Genomic DNA, 13,801 nt, shown 5'->3' with positions numbered 1-13,801 from the left:
TGTTACGCGGCCCCGTTGACGAAGGCCATGTCGGCGGCCGTCAGTTCGACATCGCGCAACACCCGCATCACCGGAAAGTCCTCCGTCTCCGTCGCCGTTACGGCCAGCTCGATGGTCACGTCGAAGCGCTGCCTGAACGCATCGACGATCTCGTCGACGATGATCTCCGGCGCCGAGGCGCCCGCCGACAGGCCGAGCGTCGAAATGCCGGCAATCTCATTCCACGGAATTTCGGAGGCGCGCTGCACGAGAAGCGACATCGAGGCGCCGGCGCGCTCGGCCACTTCGACCAGGCGCCGCGAGTTGGAGGAGTTAGGTGCGCCGACAACGAGGAAGAGATCGGCGCCGGCCGCTGTTTCCTTGACCGCTTCCTGGCGATTGGTGGTGGCATAACAGATCGATTCCGCCGCCGGCGCGTGCAGCTCGGGAAAACGCTGCTGCAGGGCGCGAATGATACCGGCGGTGTCCTCGACCGACAGCGTCGTCTGGGTCACGAAGCCGAGCGCCTGCGGGTCTGCAGGCACGAAGCTTGCGGCGTCGGCTTCGGTCTCGATCAGAGTGACCGCGCCATCCGGCAACTGGCCCATTGTGCCGATCACCTCGGGATGCCCGGCATGGCCGATCAAAAGCACGTGGCGGCCAAGCCGCTGATGGCGCATTGCCTGCTTGTGGACTTTCGAAACCAGCGGGCAAGTCGCGTCGAGATAGAAGAGGTTGCGCGACTGGGCGTCGGCCGGCACCGATTTCGGCACGCCATGCGCCGAAAAGACGACCGGGCTCTGGCGATGCTCGGGCGGGATTTCGGAGAGCTCCTCGATGAACACCGCGCCGAGGCTTTGCAGCCCTTCGACGACGTAGCGGTTGTGCACGATCTCGTGGCGGACATAGACCGGCGCGCCGTATTTCTTCAGCGCCAGCACGACGATCTGGATGGCACGGTCGACGCCGGCACAGAAACCGCGCGGCTGGCAAAGCCGGATGGTCAGCGGTGGCTTTGTGTGAAGCATGATTGCATCTTACGCTGATTGTAGGCCGGTTGATCGGACTGTGACTTCTGAGCTCTAGGCGCGAAATGAGGTGCGCGGCCCTGCCCTGTCAAGGGTAGTGGCGGCGATCATTGGTCTTTCGCCGGGCGGCGGAGCCAGGAGATAAGGACACCGGCAAGGGCGGCGGCAAGGCCGTACCAGGTTATCGCATATTGCAGATGGCTGTTCGGCAGGTCGATGACGGTGACGCCGCCGACCGGCAGCCCGCCGGGGTTGGGCGTGGCGTTCGCATCGATGAAGATCGGCACCAGCGCCGCACCTGCCGGCAGGCCGGCGCTCGAGGCCATCGCATCACGATCCTTCCAGTAGAAGATGTTCTTCTGCGGATCATTGTCGGGAAGCATCATCGAGGGCCTGGCCGGCAGCGGGTTCCGGGCGAGCCCCGTCACCGTCACTTCGCCCGTTACCTGCCCCTGCGGCCGCTTGGCTGGGTCCTTGAAATCGTAAGGCACGAAGCCGCGGTTGATCAGTACGAAACGGCCATCGTCGAGTTGCAGCGGCGTGAAGACATCGAAACCGGACTGGCCTTCCCAGGTGGCGAGGAAATGCCGCTCGCCTTGATGCAGGAAAGTGCCGGTCACCGTTACCGGCGTGTAGTCCACGTCGCGGGTGGCAGCAAACCGCTTTTCGACCTCGGCCAATGGCACAGGCGCCGAATGCGTGCGCTGGTCTATCGTCTGGAGAAGGCCCTCTTTCCAGTGCAGGCGCTGAACCTGCCAGGTGCCGAGCGCCAGCAGGATCAAAAACACGATGATACCCAGGCCGAGTGCCAATGCGCGCTTGGGCCGCGACCGGCCGGCCACCAAACCTGATGCCTCGCTCATTCGCCGCGGTCCAGCCGGCCCTCGGCCGCCTTGTTGCGGTATTGCAGCGTCAGCAGCACGCCCTTGATCAGCCGGAGCGCCGCCAGGCAAAGCACCAGCGTCAGCGGAATCCACAGCAGCAGATGCAGCCAGAGCGGCGGATTGAGCGTCACCTCCGTCCACAACGCCAGGCCGACGACGATGAAGCCGATGATCAGGATAACGAACACCGCCGGCCCGTCGCCGGCATCGGCGAAGGAATAATCGAGGCCGCAATTGGTGCAGCGATTGCCGACCGTGAGGAATCCAGAAAACAGCTTGCCCTCGCCGCAGCGCGGGCAGCGGCCATGCAGGCCGGCCGGGATCGGATCGATTGGTGGCCAGATCGCCTTGTCGTCGCTCATCGGATCATCCTAGGAGCATTTGCCGCAAAAGATAAGGCGGCCACGTCGCCGCAGCCGCCTTGTCGATTTCCTCAGGTCGATCTCAATGCGGTTCGATCATCGCGCCGTTCGATGCCCAGACGTAGATCGAGGCAAACAGGAACAGCCACACCACGTCGACGAAGTGCCAGTACCAGGCGGCGGCCTCGAAGCCGAAATGCTGCTTGGGCGTGAAGTCGCCCTTCATGGCGCGGATCAGGCAGACCAACAGGAAGATCGTGCCGATGATGACGTGGAAGCCGTGGAAGCCGGTCGCCATGAAGAAGGTGGCGCCGTAGATCGAATCCCTGAAGCCGAACGGCGCGTGCATGTACTCGTAGGCCTGCACCATGGTGAACAGCATGCCGAGGCCGACGGTCAGCACCAAGCCATTGATCAGGCCTTTGCGGTCGCCGTGGATGAGCGAGTGATGCGCCCATGTCACCGTGGTGCCCGACAGAAGCAGGATGACGGTGTTGTAGAGCGGCAGGTGGAAGGGGTCGAGAACTTCGATGCCCTTGGGCGGCCAGACGCCGCCGGTGAAGGCGGTGCGGGCGTATTGATGGACCTCGCCCGGAAACAGGCTGGCGTCGAAGAAGGCCCAAAACCAGGCGACGAAGAACATCACCTCGGAGGCAATGAACATGATCATGCCGTAGCGCAGATGCAGCGACACGACGCGGGTGTGGCGACCCTCATGCGCCTCCTTGATAGTGTCAGACCACCAAGCGAACATCGTGTAGATGACGATCAAAAGGCCAATGAAGAACAGCCACGGATTGGCAATGTTGAAACCGAAGATCGGGAAATCGCCGCCCTTGAGATACTGCATGTAACAGACGCCGCCGATCGCGGTCACCAGTGCCCCGACGGAGCCCAGGAAAGGCCACGGGCTCGGGTCGACGAGATGATAGTCATGCTGTGGTTTTGCGTGTGCGTCTGCCATATCAACCCCCGAGGCTTGCTTCGGTATCTGAAATCTTGTTGCGGCGGCCGTCGGCCGGCACCGATGATGCGACCGGCTTGGTCTTGTCGACCGGGAACATCGTGTAGGACAGGGTAATCGTCCTCAAATCCTTCAATTCCGGCGCGTTGACGATGTCGGGATCGACATAGAACACGACCGGCATGTCCAGCGTCTCGCCCGGCTTCAGCGTCGTGTCGGTGAAGCAGAAACACTCGACCTTGTTGAAGTAAGGCCCAGCCAGTTCCGGCTGCACGTTGAAGGTGGCGCGTCCGGTGATGGGCCGGCTGAATTTGTTCGTCGCGCTGAAATGCGCCTCGGCGGTCTCGCCGATCTTGATGATGATCGAGCGGTCGACCGGCTGGAATTGCCAGGGAACGCCGGCGGTGTTGGCATCGAAGCGGATGGTGATGTCGCGGTCGAGCACCCTATCGGCATATTGCTGGGTCGCCCGTTTGACGGTGCCGCCGTAGCCTGTCGCCTGGCAGAACATCGCATAGAGCGGCACTGCGGCGTAAGCCATGCCGATCATGCCGCCGAAGAACGCGATGCAGACGGCAGCGACGACGCGGTTCGTATTCTTCTTCGTAGGATCGGTGACTGTTTGCCTGGTCATCGTCAGCTCACATCGAGCCAGGGAAACTGTGGCCAAATTTCACGATGGTCGCGACGTAGAATATGACGACCAGCGCCGCCAGCGCGAAACCGATTGCGGCCGAGCGATTGCGGCGCGCCTTCTGCTGACGTTCGGTCAGCGTGACCAGTTCAAGCTTCTTTTCGGCCATGCTCATGCTCCGCCGACGGTCAGCGCGCGCGCGACGACGCAATCGCCAAGGTAGGTGGCGAAGATGGCGAAGAGATAAAGCAGCGAATAGCCGAACAAGGCCTTGGCCGGCTTCATCGCCCTGTCGTCATCGGCCATTTGCAGCACCTTCCACGCATACCATAGGAAGCCGACGCCGAGCAGCAACGCAACGATGCCATAGGCCGGCGTAGTGAAGCCAAGAACCCATGGCAGCACGCCAACCGGCGCGAGGACCAGCGCATAGGCAAAGATCTGGCGCCTGGTCGCGGGATGGCCGGCGACATTCGGCATCATCGGAATGCCTGCCTTGGCGTAGTCCTCCGACTTGAACAGCGCGAGCGCCCAGAAATGCGGCGGCGTCCACAGGAAGATGATCAGGAACAGCACCAAGCTTTCGAGGCTGACCGATCCGGTTACCGCCGCCCAGCCGATGACCGGCGGAATGGCGCCGGCAGCACCGCCGATGACGATGTTCTGCGGCGTCCAGCGCTTCAGCCACATCGTATAGATGACGGCATAGAAAAAGATGGTGAAGGCCAGAAGCGATGCGGCCAACCAGTTGACCAGCACGCCGAGGGTCATCACCGACAGAACCGACAGCACCAGCCCGAAACTCAATGCCTCGCCTGGCCGGATGCGGCCGGCCGGCACGGGACGGCCGGCGGTGCGCGTCATCACCGCATCGATGTCTGCGTCGTACCACATGTTGAGCGCACCGGACGCGCCAGCTCCAATGGCAATAGCCAGGATCGCGATCACCGCCAGCAGCGGATTGATGGTTACCGGGGCGGCGACCATGCCGACAAACGCGGTGAACACCACCAGCGACATGACGCGCGGCTTCAGCAGGGCGAAAAAATCGCCCGCCGTCGCTTCCGACATGCGGAAGCCTGGCTCGTCAATCAGTCTGTCTTCGGCAAGGGCCATGCGTACTTAAAGTCCATCATTCCGTTGGCCAAAACCGCCGGTCGGCCGGCGGTTCCGTATTAAAGGAGGCAACCGCCTACTTGATCTTCGGCAACTGTTCCCACTGGTGGAACGGCGGCGGCGAAGGCAGTTGCCATTCCAGCGTGGTCGCACCCTCGCCCCAAGGATTGGCGCCGGCGACACGCTTCTTCTGGAACGCCTCGAAGACGCCGAACAGGAAGATGACGACGCCGACAGCCGAGATGTACGAGCCGTAGGACGACACCATATTCCAGCCGGCGAAGGCATCCGGATAGTCGATATAGCGACGCGGCATACCGGAAAGACCGAGGAAGTGCTGCGGGAAAAAGACCAGGTTGACGCCGACGAAAGTGACCCAGAAGTGGGTGTTGGCGATCACCGGCGAATACATGTAGCCGGTCATTTTCGGGAACCAGTAGTACCAGCCGGCGAAGATGGCGAAGACCGCGCCCAGCGACAACACGTAGTGGAAGTGCGCGACCACGAAATAGGTGTCGTGCAGCGGGCGGTCGAGGCCGGCATTGGCCAGCTGCACGCCGGTGACGCCGCCAACAGTGAACAGGAAGATGAAGCCGATCGCCCACAGCATCGGCGTCTTGAGCGAAATCGACCCGCCCCACATGGTGGCGATCCACGAGAAGATCTTCACACCCGTCGGCACCGCGATGACCATGGTGGCAAAGACGAAATAGCGCTGGGTGTCGAGCGACAGGCCCGTCGTGTACATGTGGTGGGCCCAGACGATGAAGCCCACCGCGCCGATGGCAACCATCGCATAGGCCATGCCTAGATAGCCGAACACCGGCTTCCTCGAAAAGGTCGAGATGATGTGGCTGATGATGCCGAAACCCGGGAGGATCAGAATGTAGACCTCCGGATGGCCGAAGAACCAGAACAGGTGCTGGAACAGGATCGGATCGCCGCCGCCGTCCGGGGCGAAGAAGGTGGTGCCGAAATTACGGTCGGTCAACAGCATGGTGATGCCGCCAGCCAACACTGGAAGCGACAGAAGCAGCAGGAAGGCGGTGATCAACACCGACCAGGCGAACAGCGGCATCTTGTGCATGGTCATGCCGGGCGCGCGCATGTTGAAGATGGTGGTGATGAAGTTGATGGCGCCAAGAATCGAGGAGGCGCCGGCGATGTGGATTGAAAGGATCGCCAGGTCCATGGCCGGTCCGGGCTGGCCCGATGTCGATAGCGGCGGATAAAGCGTCCAGCCGCCGCCGACGCCGTAGGCGCCGGGCGCACTCGGGACGAAGGCCGAGATAATCAGCAGGATGAAAGCCGGCGGCAGCAGCCAGAACGAGACGTTGTTCATGCGCGGGAAGGCCATGTCCGGCGCGCCGATCATGATCGGCACCATCCAGTTGGCAAAACCGCCTATCAGCGCCGGCATCACCATGAAGAAGATCATGATCAGCGCATGCGCGGTGGTGAAAGCATTGTACATGCTCTTGCCGCCGTCGATGGCGGCGTCACCATTCATGCCGTAGACCATCTGCGCCAGGCCAGTGAATATCTGGATGCCCGGCTCCTGCAATTCCATGCGCATGACGACCGACAAGGCGCCACCGATGCAGCCCGCCATGATCGCGAAGATCAGATAAAGAGTGCCAATGTCCTTGTGGTTGGTCGAATACACCCACCGGACCCAGCCATGATACGGCTTGTGGTCGTGGTCGTCGTGAACTGCAGCGTCTGCCATGATCGGCTCCGTTCCCTGAATCTTTTCTGGTCGCGGCATCAGTTGCCGGCGGCCGCTACCTTGTTCGTGCCATCGACCTCGGCCATCAGCGCCTTGTTGGCGCCGGGAAGGTCGGTCTTGGCTGCCGCCAGCCAGGTCTTGTATTGCGCATCGGAGACGACGCGAATAGCGATCGGCATGAAGGCGTGGTCCTTGCCGCAGAGTTCGGAACACTGGCCATAATAGAGGCCTTCCTTGTCGGCCTTGAACCACACCTCGTTGATGCGGCCCGGCACCGCATCGGTCTTGATGCCGAAGGACGGCATGGCAAAGGCGTGAATGACGTCGGTCGCCGTCACCAGCACCCGGGTCATGGTGTTGACCGGCACCACCATCTCATTGTCGACGGCGAGCAGGCGCGGATACTCGGCGCGATCTTCCTTGCCGGCAGCAGCCCTGTCGGCATCCTGAAGGATCGCGGAATTGAAGGAAAGCGTATTGTCGACCTGGTATTCGTAGTCCCAGTTCCACTGATTGCCGGTCGCCTTGACGGTCAGCTTGGCTTCTTCCGGCGGCGTGTACTGCGCGGTCAGCAGCTGGAACGAGGGAATGGCGAGACAGAGCAGGATGACGACGGGACCGACAGTCCAGATGACCTCGATCAGCGTGTTGTGGCTGGTGCGCGACGGGGTCGGGTTAACGCTCGCCCGGAACCGCAAAATGCAGTAGGCGATCAGGAAAAGCACCAAGGCGGTGATCACAATGATGAACGCGAACGAGTAGTTCCCGAACCACTCGATCTGCCTCATAATGTCGGTCGCCGCAGGCTGAAAACTGGTTTCCCAAGGTTGGGGCTGGGCTGCACGAGCCGATGCAGCGGCAAACAACGTGGCGGCGGCACTAGCTACGATTTTGGCGGTTGCCAGGAATTTTCTCATCGCCCTCGTCATCTCCCAGTTCCTCGCGATCGGACCGCAAGAATGTCGAACAATGCCGGGACGGGAATCCCGGACAATTCAAGGCTGGTTCAAACCATACTCTATTTGCCTCCGCAAGAAAGGAGCGCCGGAACCCGTGCGGCATTTTTGCGCGCAAGCGCGGCGCTGGCTTCGTGCGGTGACGGCTCGCCGCGAATCACCAGAGCGGCATCCGAGTAGAATGAGCCGCGCGGCGCGCGGAACCGTCGCAATTAGGGCGAAATTGGCACGGAAAAGCGCATTGTCGCCTGTGTCGGGGCAGATCGCCGGGGTCTCGTCCTTTACTTGGGTTTAGTGCGGCTTAAAGTGCCGTGATTCGCAATGGAGCCGTCATGAACCCTTGGCTTTCGAGAACCTTGGCGAAGGTCATCCTTGTTGCCGCCGCAATAGCCTTGCCCGGCGCCGGCCTGGCCAATGCCGCGCAGCCAAGCGGCACCGTGAAGTCGACGCATGGGGCGTGGTCGATCATCTGCGATACGCCGGCCGGTGCTACGTCCGAACAATGCGTGATGATGCAGAACGTTGTCGCCGAGGATCGCCCGGAAATGGGTCTTTCCGTCGTCGTGCTGCGTACAGCCGACAATAAGGCCGAAATCCTTCGCGTGCTGGCGCCGCTCGGCGTGCTGTTGCCCAACGGGCTCGGCCTCAATGTCGACGGCAAGGATATCGGCCGCGCCTATTTCGTGCGCTGTTTCCAGGACGGCTGCTACGCCGAGGTCATCCTGGAAAAGCCGCTGCTCGACACGCTGAAGACCGGTACGTCCGCCACCTTCATCGTCTTCCAGACGCCGGAGGAGGGCATCGGCATTCCCGTCGACCTCAAGGGTTTCGCCGACGGCTTTGCCGCCCTGCCTTGAGGCTGCACGTTGACGCTGAAACTGCTCGATGCGGACGACTTCGAGATATTCAAGCGAATTCGCCTGGAGGCTTTGCGCGCTGAGCCCGAAGCCTTCGCCAGCAGCGCAGCGGAATGGGAGCAACTTGCCGACGAGGAATGGCGGCGGCGCCTGACGAACAACCTGGTTGTCGTCAGCTTTCGGAGCGGGGAACCTGTCAGCATAATGGGCCTGATGCGCCAGCCGGCCAGCAAGATGGCGCACCGCGCGACGATCGTCATGGTCTATTTGCGCGGCAGTGAGCGTGGCGGCGGATACGCCGTCAAGATGCTCAATCTGCTGCTCGATCACGCCCGAGCATTGGGCATAAGGCAGATCGAGCTGGCTGTAAGTGCTGGCCGGCTTTCTTCATGAAGGCAGGGAGATCGACGAAATCATGATGGCACGCCGCTTGACTTAGGTCGTGGTGTTCCACCGTGAAGTTGCCGAACGGCGCCCAGGCGCCTACATGCCGTAAAATCACTTCTCAAGAGGCCAGCGCCATGAACAGCCTGATCGGCCAATTCGACATTTCCGACGATCGCATCAAGCAGATCGTCGCCGAGACTATAAACGGCGCCGACGACGGTGAACTGTTTCTCGAATACAGCGAAAGCGAAGCGCTGATGTTCGACAATGGCAAGCTGAAGACCGCCAATTTCAACACCGACCAGGGTTTCGGCCTGCGCGCAGTCGCCGGCGAGGCCAGCGGCTACGCCCATTCCAGTGATCTCTCCGAAGCCTCGCTGCTGCGCGCCGCCGATGCGGTTTCGACGGTGAAGAGCGGCTATTCCGGCACGCTTGCTGCGGCTCCCGCCCGCACCAACCGCCATCTCTACGGCGACGGAAACCCTATCCCCTCACCTTCCTTCGAGACCAAGGCCAAGCTGCTCCAGGAAATCGATGCCTGGCTAAGGGCCGAGGATTCGCGCGTCCGACAGGTGACGGCGTCGCTCGCCGCCTCCTGGCAGCATGTCGAGATCGTGCGCGCTGATGGCCAGATGGTCCGCGACATCCGCCCGCTGGTCAGGATCAACGTGTCGGTGGTGGTCGGCGACGGTGACCGCCAGGAGAGCGGCTCCTACGGCATGGGCGGGCGCAAGGATTTTGGCGAGTTCCTGATCGAGGACAGCTGGAAGCATGCGGCCAAGGAGGCGCTGCGGCAAGCACTGGTCAATCTCGAAGCGGTTCCCGCGCCTGCCGGCACTTTCGACATCGTGCTGTCGAGCGGCTGGCCGGGCGTCATGCTGCACGAGGCCGTCGGCCACGGGCTGGAAGGCGATTTCAACCGCAAGAAGACATCTGCCTTCGCCGGCCTGCTTGGCCAGCAGGTGGCGGCGAAAGGCGTCACCGTCGTCGACGACGGCACCATTCCCGAACGGCGTGGTTCGCTGACCGTCGACGATGAAGGCACGCCTTCTGCCCACAACGTGTTGATCGATGATGGCAAGCTGGTCGGTTACATGCAGGACCGCCAGAACGCGCGTCTGATGGGCATGAAAGCCACCGGCAACGGGCGGCGCCAAGGTTACGCACACGAGCCGATGCCGCGCATGACCAATACCTACATGACCGCAGGCGACATGGAGCCGGAGGAAATCATTGCCTCGGTCAAGAACGGCATCTATGCCGTGTCGTTCGGCGGCGGCCAGGTCGACATCACTTCGGGCAAGTTCGTGTTCGGCTGCACCGAGGCCTACATGATCGAGAACGGCAAGGTAACGCAGCCGATCAAGGGCGCCATGCTGATCGGCAACGGGCCGGATGCCATGCATCGTGTGGCGATGATCGGTAACGACATGAAGCTCGACACCGGCATCGGCATGTGCGGCAAGGCCGGACAGGGCGTGCCGGTCGGCGTCGGCCAGCCGCATCTCAGGATGAACCAGATGACGGTCGGCGGCACCAGGGTTTGATGCGGCCGGCTTCGAACACCCTGTCCGTCCTGTCGTCCCATTGAGCTATTCGAGCCTTGAACTGGGCGCGATCTTCACTTATCTTACGTTCGTCTTACATCCAGAGGAGCGCCATCATGGCTGCCGCGGAAAAGCTCGTGACCACCGTCTCGACCAAGGGACAGGTCATCCTGCCCAGTTCGATCCGGAAACGGAGAGAATGGGACGCCGGCACACGCCTTCTGGTCGAAGATACCCCAGAGGGAGTGCTACTGAAGCCTGCGCCAGTCTTCGCCGAGACGCGGCCAGAGGACGTGTTTGGATCGCTGCGCTATAGCGGCAGGCCGAAGACGTTGGAAGAAATGGACGCGGGCGTGCTCGCCGAAGCGCGGCGGCGCCATGCTCGCGATTGATACCAACCTGATCGTCCGCTACCTGACGGACGATCACCCGACTCAGTCTTCCCGCGCCCGCGCGTTGATCGATAGCCAGCCAGTCTTTGTCGCCGTCACGGTAATCCTGGAGGTCGAGTGGGTGTTGCGCAGCGCCTACGGTTTGGCACCGCTCGAAATCGCCCGCACGCTACGGGCGTTTAGCGGGCTCCCTACGGTAGAGGTGGAAGACGGGACGGTCGTGTCGTCCGCGCTCGACCTCTCGGAAAGGGGATTGGATTTCGCTGATGCGCTGCATCTGGGCAAATCTGCTCACTGCGTTGGCTTCGCGACTTTTGATCGTAAGTTCGTCACGGCAGCGCGGGCGGCTGGATATGACGGCGTGCAAGAAGCATAGCAGTTTATGGCTACCCAGCATGGCATGAAGGCGCGCCGTTCAGGCATAGATACCGGAACGAGCGGCCTTCAGGTAAGCGAGAACCTTATCCGTCTTGCCTTCGCGAACCAGATCATAGGCGGTCTTTCCCACCCAGCCGGGATCGGCTGATGTTTGAACCAGATTGCTGCACGCACTTGATCGCCGGTCATCTCGCCGGCCGTCGCAGAATACGAATGATGGGGCTCAATGCGGCGTCGACCTTGCGCGCTCCGGTCTTAGCGGCAACGTGTTGCGGGCGATGCCGCTCAGGCCCGCCAGTTCGGTCATAGTGACCCCGAGCAGTTCAGCCACCCGCTTCGACGAGAGAAACGGCGTCCGCTCCTCGCCGCAGCGGGATGCCGAAATGCCAAAGGCTTGGGCCACTATAAATTTCCTAAAATATTTGACCGGCGTACGCTCAAATGCGCTTCTTTAGTGCGCATTTCACGCCCGATAAATGCAGCTAGACTAGCGCCTTCTCTTGGGCTTCTCCAGCAATGCCACTGCCTCGACATGTGGCGACCACAGGAACTGGTCGATCGGGGTTACGCTCTTCAAGGCGTAACCGCCATCGAGGAGGATGCGAAGATCCCGCGCCAGCGTTGCCGGATTGCAGGACACCGCGGCGACGAGCGGCACGTCGGAGCGCGCGATCTGCTTCGACTGATCCTCGGCGCCGGCGCGGGGCGGGTCGAAGACTACGCCGTCAAAGGCATTCAACTCCTTGAATGTGAGCGGCCTCCGGAACAGGTCGCGACGTTCGCCGGTCACCCGCTTCAGGCCGCTGGCGAAACGGAATGCCCGGTCGAGCGCCGCGAGTGCTGCCGCATCGCCTTCCACCGCGTGAACCTCAGATCTTGCGGCCAGGCGCAGCGCGAAGCTGCCGCAGCCGGCGAAGAGATCGGCGACCTTTTTGGCGCGCGCGAAATGCTGGCCGACAATGTTGGCCATCGCCTGTTCGGCAGCCTCGGTCGCCTGCAGGAAAGCGCCCGGAGGCAGTGCGACGGTGACGCCATCAAACAGGACGACCGGTTTCTTTGGTTCGATAATGATCTCGCCGTCGACCGACAGCCTGGCTAGCCCCTCGGCGATGACGAAGTTGGACGCGACGCGGCGCTGGTTCTCGCCGAGCTTGCCGGAATCGTGAACCGCGACATCAAGGCCGGAACCGGTCACCGTTACCGCCATGTGGAACGATTTGGTCGTGGTGCAGATCAGCCCGGCAAGCATCCTCAAACGGTCGAGCGCAGCGACGATCTGCGGCAGCGAGATCGGGCATTCCTCGATCGAGATGATCTCGGATGACAGCGCGCGAACAAAGCCGAACTGCATTCCCGCCTCGCTCCGCCGGGCGGTGAAGACGACGCGGCGGCGCGTGTGCGGCGAGCACGGCACCAGCGCGCCGACATCGCAAGCGATGCCCTTGCTCTTCAGCGCATGCACGACCTTTTCGCGCTTCCACCGGTGATAGGCTTCTGTCTCGAGATGCTGAACGGCGCAGCCGCCGCACGCGCCGAAATGCCGGCACGGCGGATCGACCCGCAACGGCGAAGCCTCAAGGACCGACATCAAGGTGGCGCGATCTTTCTCCCGCGCGGCGGTGACGATCTCTTCCGGCAGCGCGAACGGAATGAAAACCTCGCCGGTTTCCGTCTCGGCGATGCCGTCGCCCTGCGAGCCCAACCTTGCGATCGTGAAACGGGTGCTCATCGCTTCTGGGTCTCGACGTCCTTGATGCCGCCGAGCAGGAACTCGCGGTTGCCGTCACCGCCCTCTATCGGCGACAGGTGCAGCCCTAGCGAGCGCCAGCCGGGAATGGCATCGAGCCAGTCCTGCATCAGGCCGGCAATACGCGCCGCATCATAGGGGTCCTTCAGCAGCCCGCCCTTGCCGATCGCCTCGCGGCCGGCCTCGAACTGCGGCTTGACCAGAAACACAGCCTTTGCGCCGTTCCCGGCCAAGGCAAGCGCCGGCGGCAGCGCCAGTTTCAGCGAGATGAAGCTGACGTCCGAGACGACGAAATCCGGCACACGGCCGCCGAGATCGGCTGCCGACAGTTCGCGCGCATTCAGGCCCTCAATTACCGTCACGCGCGGATCGCCGGCAATGTCGGAGTGCATCTGGCCGTGCCCGACATCGATCGCCGTGACATGCGCCGCGCCGCGTTCGAGCAGCACCTGCGTGAAGCCGCCGGTCGAGGCGCCGACATCGAGGGCTTCGCTGCCGGTGGGGTCGAGGCCGAAATGGTCGAGACCAGCCTTCAGCTTCAGTGCGGCGCGCGACACGTAACCTTGCGCCGGATCATCAACGACGATGTTGCACTCAGGCAGAACGGCCTGGCTTGGCTTGCGGGCGACGATGCCATCGACCGTCACGGTGCCGCGCCCCACGGCATCGCGGGCACGCGAGCGGCTGGCAAACAGGCCGCGCTGGACGAGCAATTCGTCGAGCCTCTGGCGTATGCTGGCTGGCGGAAGGGAAGTCATCGGCCTTCATGGCGAATGCCAACGATGATGGCAAGGATATTGGCGATGAGACAAGGCATGGCTGGAAAAGCGGTGAACGCATC

General features: G+C 62.3%; 15 protein-coding genes and 2 pseudogenes. 5 read left to right on the top strand and 12 right to left on the bottom strand.

The genetic code is table 11. The features are described from left to right. Positions 1 to 2 precede the first annotated feature (2 nt). The 9 genes from ispH to coxB form a co-directional block, all read right to left on the bottom strand. The gene (gene ispH, locus NKH42_RS05475) at positions 3 to 1,007 is read right to left on the bottom strand and encodes a 4-hydroxy-3-methylbut-2-enyl diphosphate reductase (protein WP_254818458.1); all 1,005 of its coding nucleotides are present in this window, start codon (positions 1,005 to 1,007) and stop codon (positions 3 to 5) included. 107 nt (positions 1,008 to 1,114) lie between these two features. Then, positions 1,115 to 1,870 (bottom strand): SURF1 family protein, encoded by a 756-nt coding sequence (locus NKH42_RS05470; protein WP_352505212.1) that lies wholly within the window; start codon positions 1,868 to 1,870, stop codon positions 1,115 to 1,117. Then, entirely contained in the window at positions 1,867 to 2,253 is a 387-nt protein-coding gene (locus NKH42_RS05465; protein WP_352505213.1) for a DUF983 domain-containing protein, read from the bottom strand. The genes NKH42_RS05470 and NKH42_RS05465 overlap by 4 nt, the downstream gene beginning before the upstream one ends. Positions 2,254 to 2,335: 82 nt before the next feature. Beyond that, positions 2,336 to 3,217: a cytochrome c oxidase subunit 3 gene (locus NKH42_RS05460; protein WP_254818455.1), complete on the bottom strand. Its 882-nt coding sequence runs from the start codon at positions 3,215 to 3,217 to the stop codon at positions 2,336 to 2,338. A gap of 1 nt (position 3,218) precedes the next feature. Continuing rightward, positions 3,219 to 3,851, bottom strand: a complete 633-nt coding sequence (locus NKH42_RS05455) for a cytochrome c oxidase assembly protein (protein ID WP_352751053.1) — start codon at positions 3,849 to 3,851, stop codon at positions 3,219 to 3,221. A 7-nt stretch (positions 3,852 to 3,858) separates the two neighbouring features. Continuing rightward, positions 3,859 to 4,026 carry a cytochrome c oxidase system small membrane protein gene (locus tag NKH42_RS05450; RefSeq protein ID WP_023674135.1) on the bottom strand — a complete coding sequence of 56 codons (168 nt, stop codon included), beginning with the start codon at positions 4,024 to 4,026 and terminating at the stop codon, positions 3,859 to 3,861. Then, the gene (locus NKH42_RS05445) at positions 4,023 to 4,967 is read right to left on the bottom strand and encodes a heme o synthase (protein WP_352645918.1); all 945 of its coding nucleotides are present in this window, start codon (positions 4,965 to 4,967) and stop codon (positions 4,023 to 4,025) included. The genes NKH42_RS05450 and NKH42_RS05445 overlap by 4 nt, the downstream gene beginning before the upstream one ends. A gap of 76 nt (positions 4,968 to 5,043) precedes the next feature. After that, positions 5,044 to 6,696 carry a cytochrome c oxidase subunit I gene (ctaD, locus tag NKH42_RS05440; protein ID WP_352476671.1) on the bottom strand — a complete coding sequence of 551 codons (1,653 nt, stop codon included), beginning with the start codon at positions 6,694 to 6,696 and terminating at the stop codon, positions 5,044 to 5,046. 38 nt (positions 6,697 to 6,734) lie between these two features. After that, entirely contained in the window at positions 6,735 to 7,613 is an 879-nt protein-coding gene (coxB, locus tag NKH42_RS05435) for a cytochrome c oxidase subunit II (RefSeq protein ID WP_352646297.1), read from the bottom strand. Between the two features lie 371 nt (positions 7,614 to 7,984). Here coxB and NKH42_RS05430 point away from each other — a divergent pair, with 371 nt between their 5' ends. From NKH42_RS05430 to NKH42_RS05410, 5 genes and pseudogenes are all read left to right on the top strand, one after another. Continuing rightward, positions 7,985 to 8,509, top strand: a complete 525-nt coding sequence (locus NKH42_RS05430) for an invasion associated locus B family protein (RefSeq protein ID WP_254818452.1) — start codon at positions 7,985 to 7,987, stop codon at positions 8,507 to 8,509. A 9-nt stretch (positions 8,510 to 8,518) separates the two neighbouring features. Beyond that, a pseudogene (locus NKH42_RS05425) lies at positions 8,519 to 8,948 on the top strand (GNAT family N-acetyltransferase). 82 nt (positions 8,949 to 9,030) lie between these two features. Further along, on the top strand, positions 9,031 to 10,443 hold the full coding sequence (gene tldD / locus NKH42_RS05420) for a metalloprotease TldD (RefSeq protein WP_352737062.1): 1,413 nt from the start codon (positions 9,031 to 9,033) through the stop codon (positions 10,441 to 10,443). 116 nt (positions 10,444 to 10,559) lie between these two features. Then, positions 10,560 to 10,835: an AbrB/MazE/SpoVT family DNA-binding domain-containing protein gene (locus tag NKH42_RS05415; protein WP_254818449.1), complete on the top strand. Its 276-nt coding sequence runs from the start codon at positions 10,560 to 10,562 to the stop codon at positions 10,833 to 10,835. Continuing rightward, a complete protein-coding gene (locus NKH42_RS05410) occupies positions 10,822 to 11,211 on the top strand; it encodes a type II toxin-antitoxin system VapC family toxin (RefSeq protein WP_352737063.1) in 390 nt (129 codons plus the stop codon). Before NKH42_RS05415 ends, NKH42_RS05410 begins: the two co-directional genes overlap by 14 nt. Positions 11,212 to 11,250: 39 nt before the next feature. Here NKH42_RS05410 and NKH42_RS05405 read toward each other — a convergent pair. The 3 genes and pseudogenes from NKH42_RS05405 to NKH42_RS05395 all read right to left on the bottom strand — a co-directional run bounded on the left by NKH42_RS05405 (position 11,251) and on the right by NKH42_RS05395 (position 13,718). After that, positions 11,251 to 11,619 (bottom strand): annotated as a pseudogene (locus NKH42_RS05405) (antitoxin Xre/MbcA/ParS toxin-binding domain-containing protein). An 81-nt stretch (positions 11,620 to 11,700) separates the two neighbouring features. Beyond that, the gene (locus tag NKH42_RS05400) at positions 11,701 to 12,942 is read right to left on the bottom strand and encodes a class I SAM-dependent RNA methyltransferase (protein WP_352737064.1); all 1,242 of its coding nucleotides are present in this window, start codon (positions 12,940 to 12,942) and stop codon (positions 11,701 to 11,703) included. Beyond that, on the bottom strand, positions 12,939 to 13,718 hold the full coding sequence (locus NKH42_RS05395; protein ID WP_352737065.1) for a TlyA family RNA methyltransferase: 780 nt from the start codon (positions 13,716 to 13,718) through the stop codon (positions 12,939 to 12,941). The genes NKH42_RS05400 and NKH42_RS05395 overlap by 4 nt, the downstream gene beginning before the upstream one ends. Between the last annotated feature and the right edge of the window lie 83 nt (positions 13,719 to 13,801).

The organism is Mesorhizobium sp. M1142 (assembly GCF_040318565.1).
GTDB lineage: Bacteria > Pseudomonadota > Alphaproteobacteria > Rhizobiales > Rhizobiaceae > Mesorhizobium.
The sequence above is the reverse complement of the archived record's forward strand: the minus strand, read 5'-3'. Positions and strand labels throughout refer to the sequence as shown.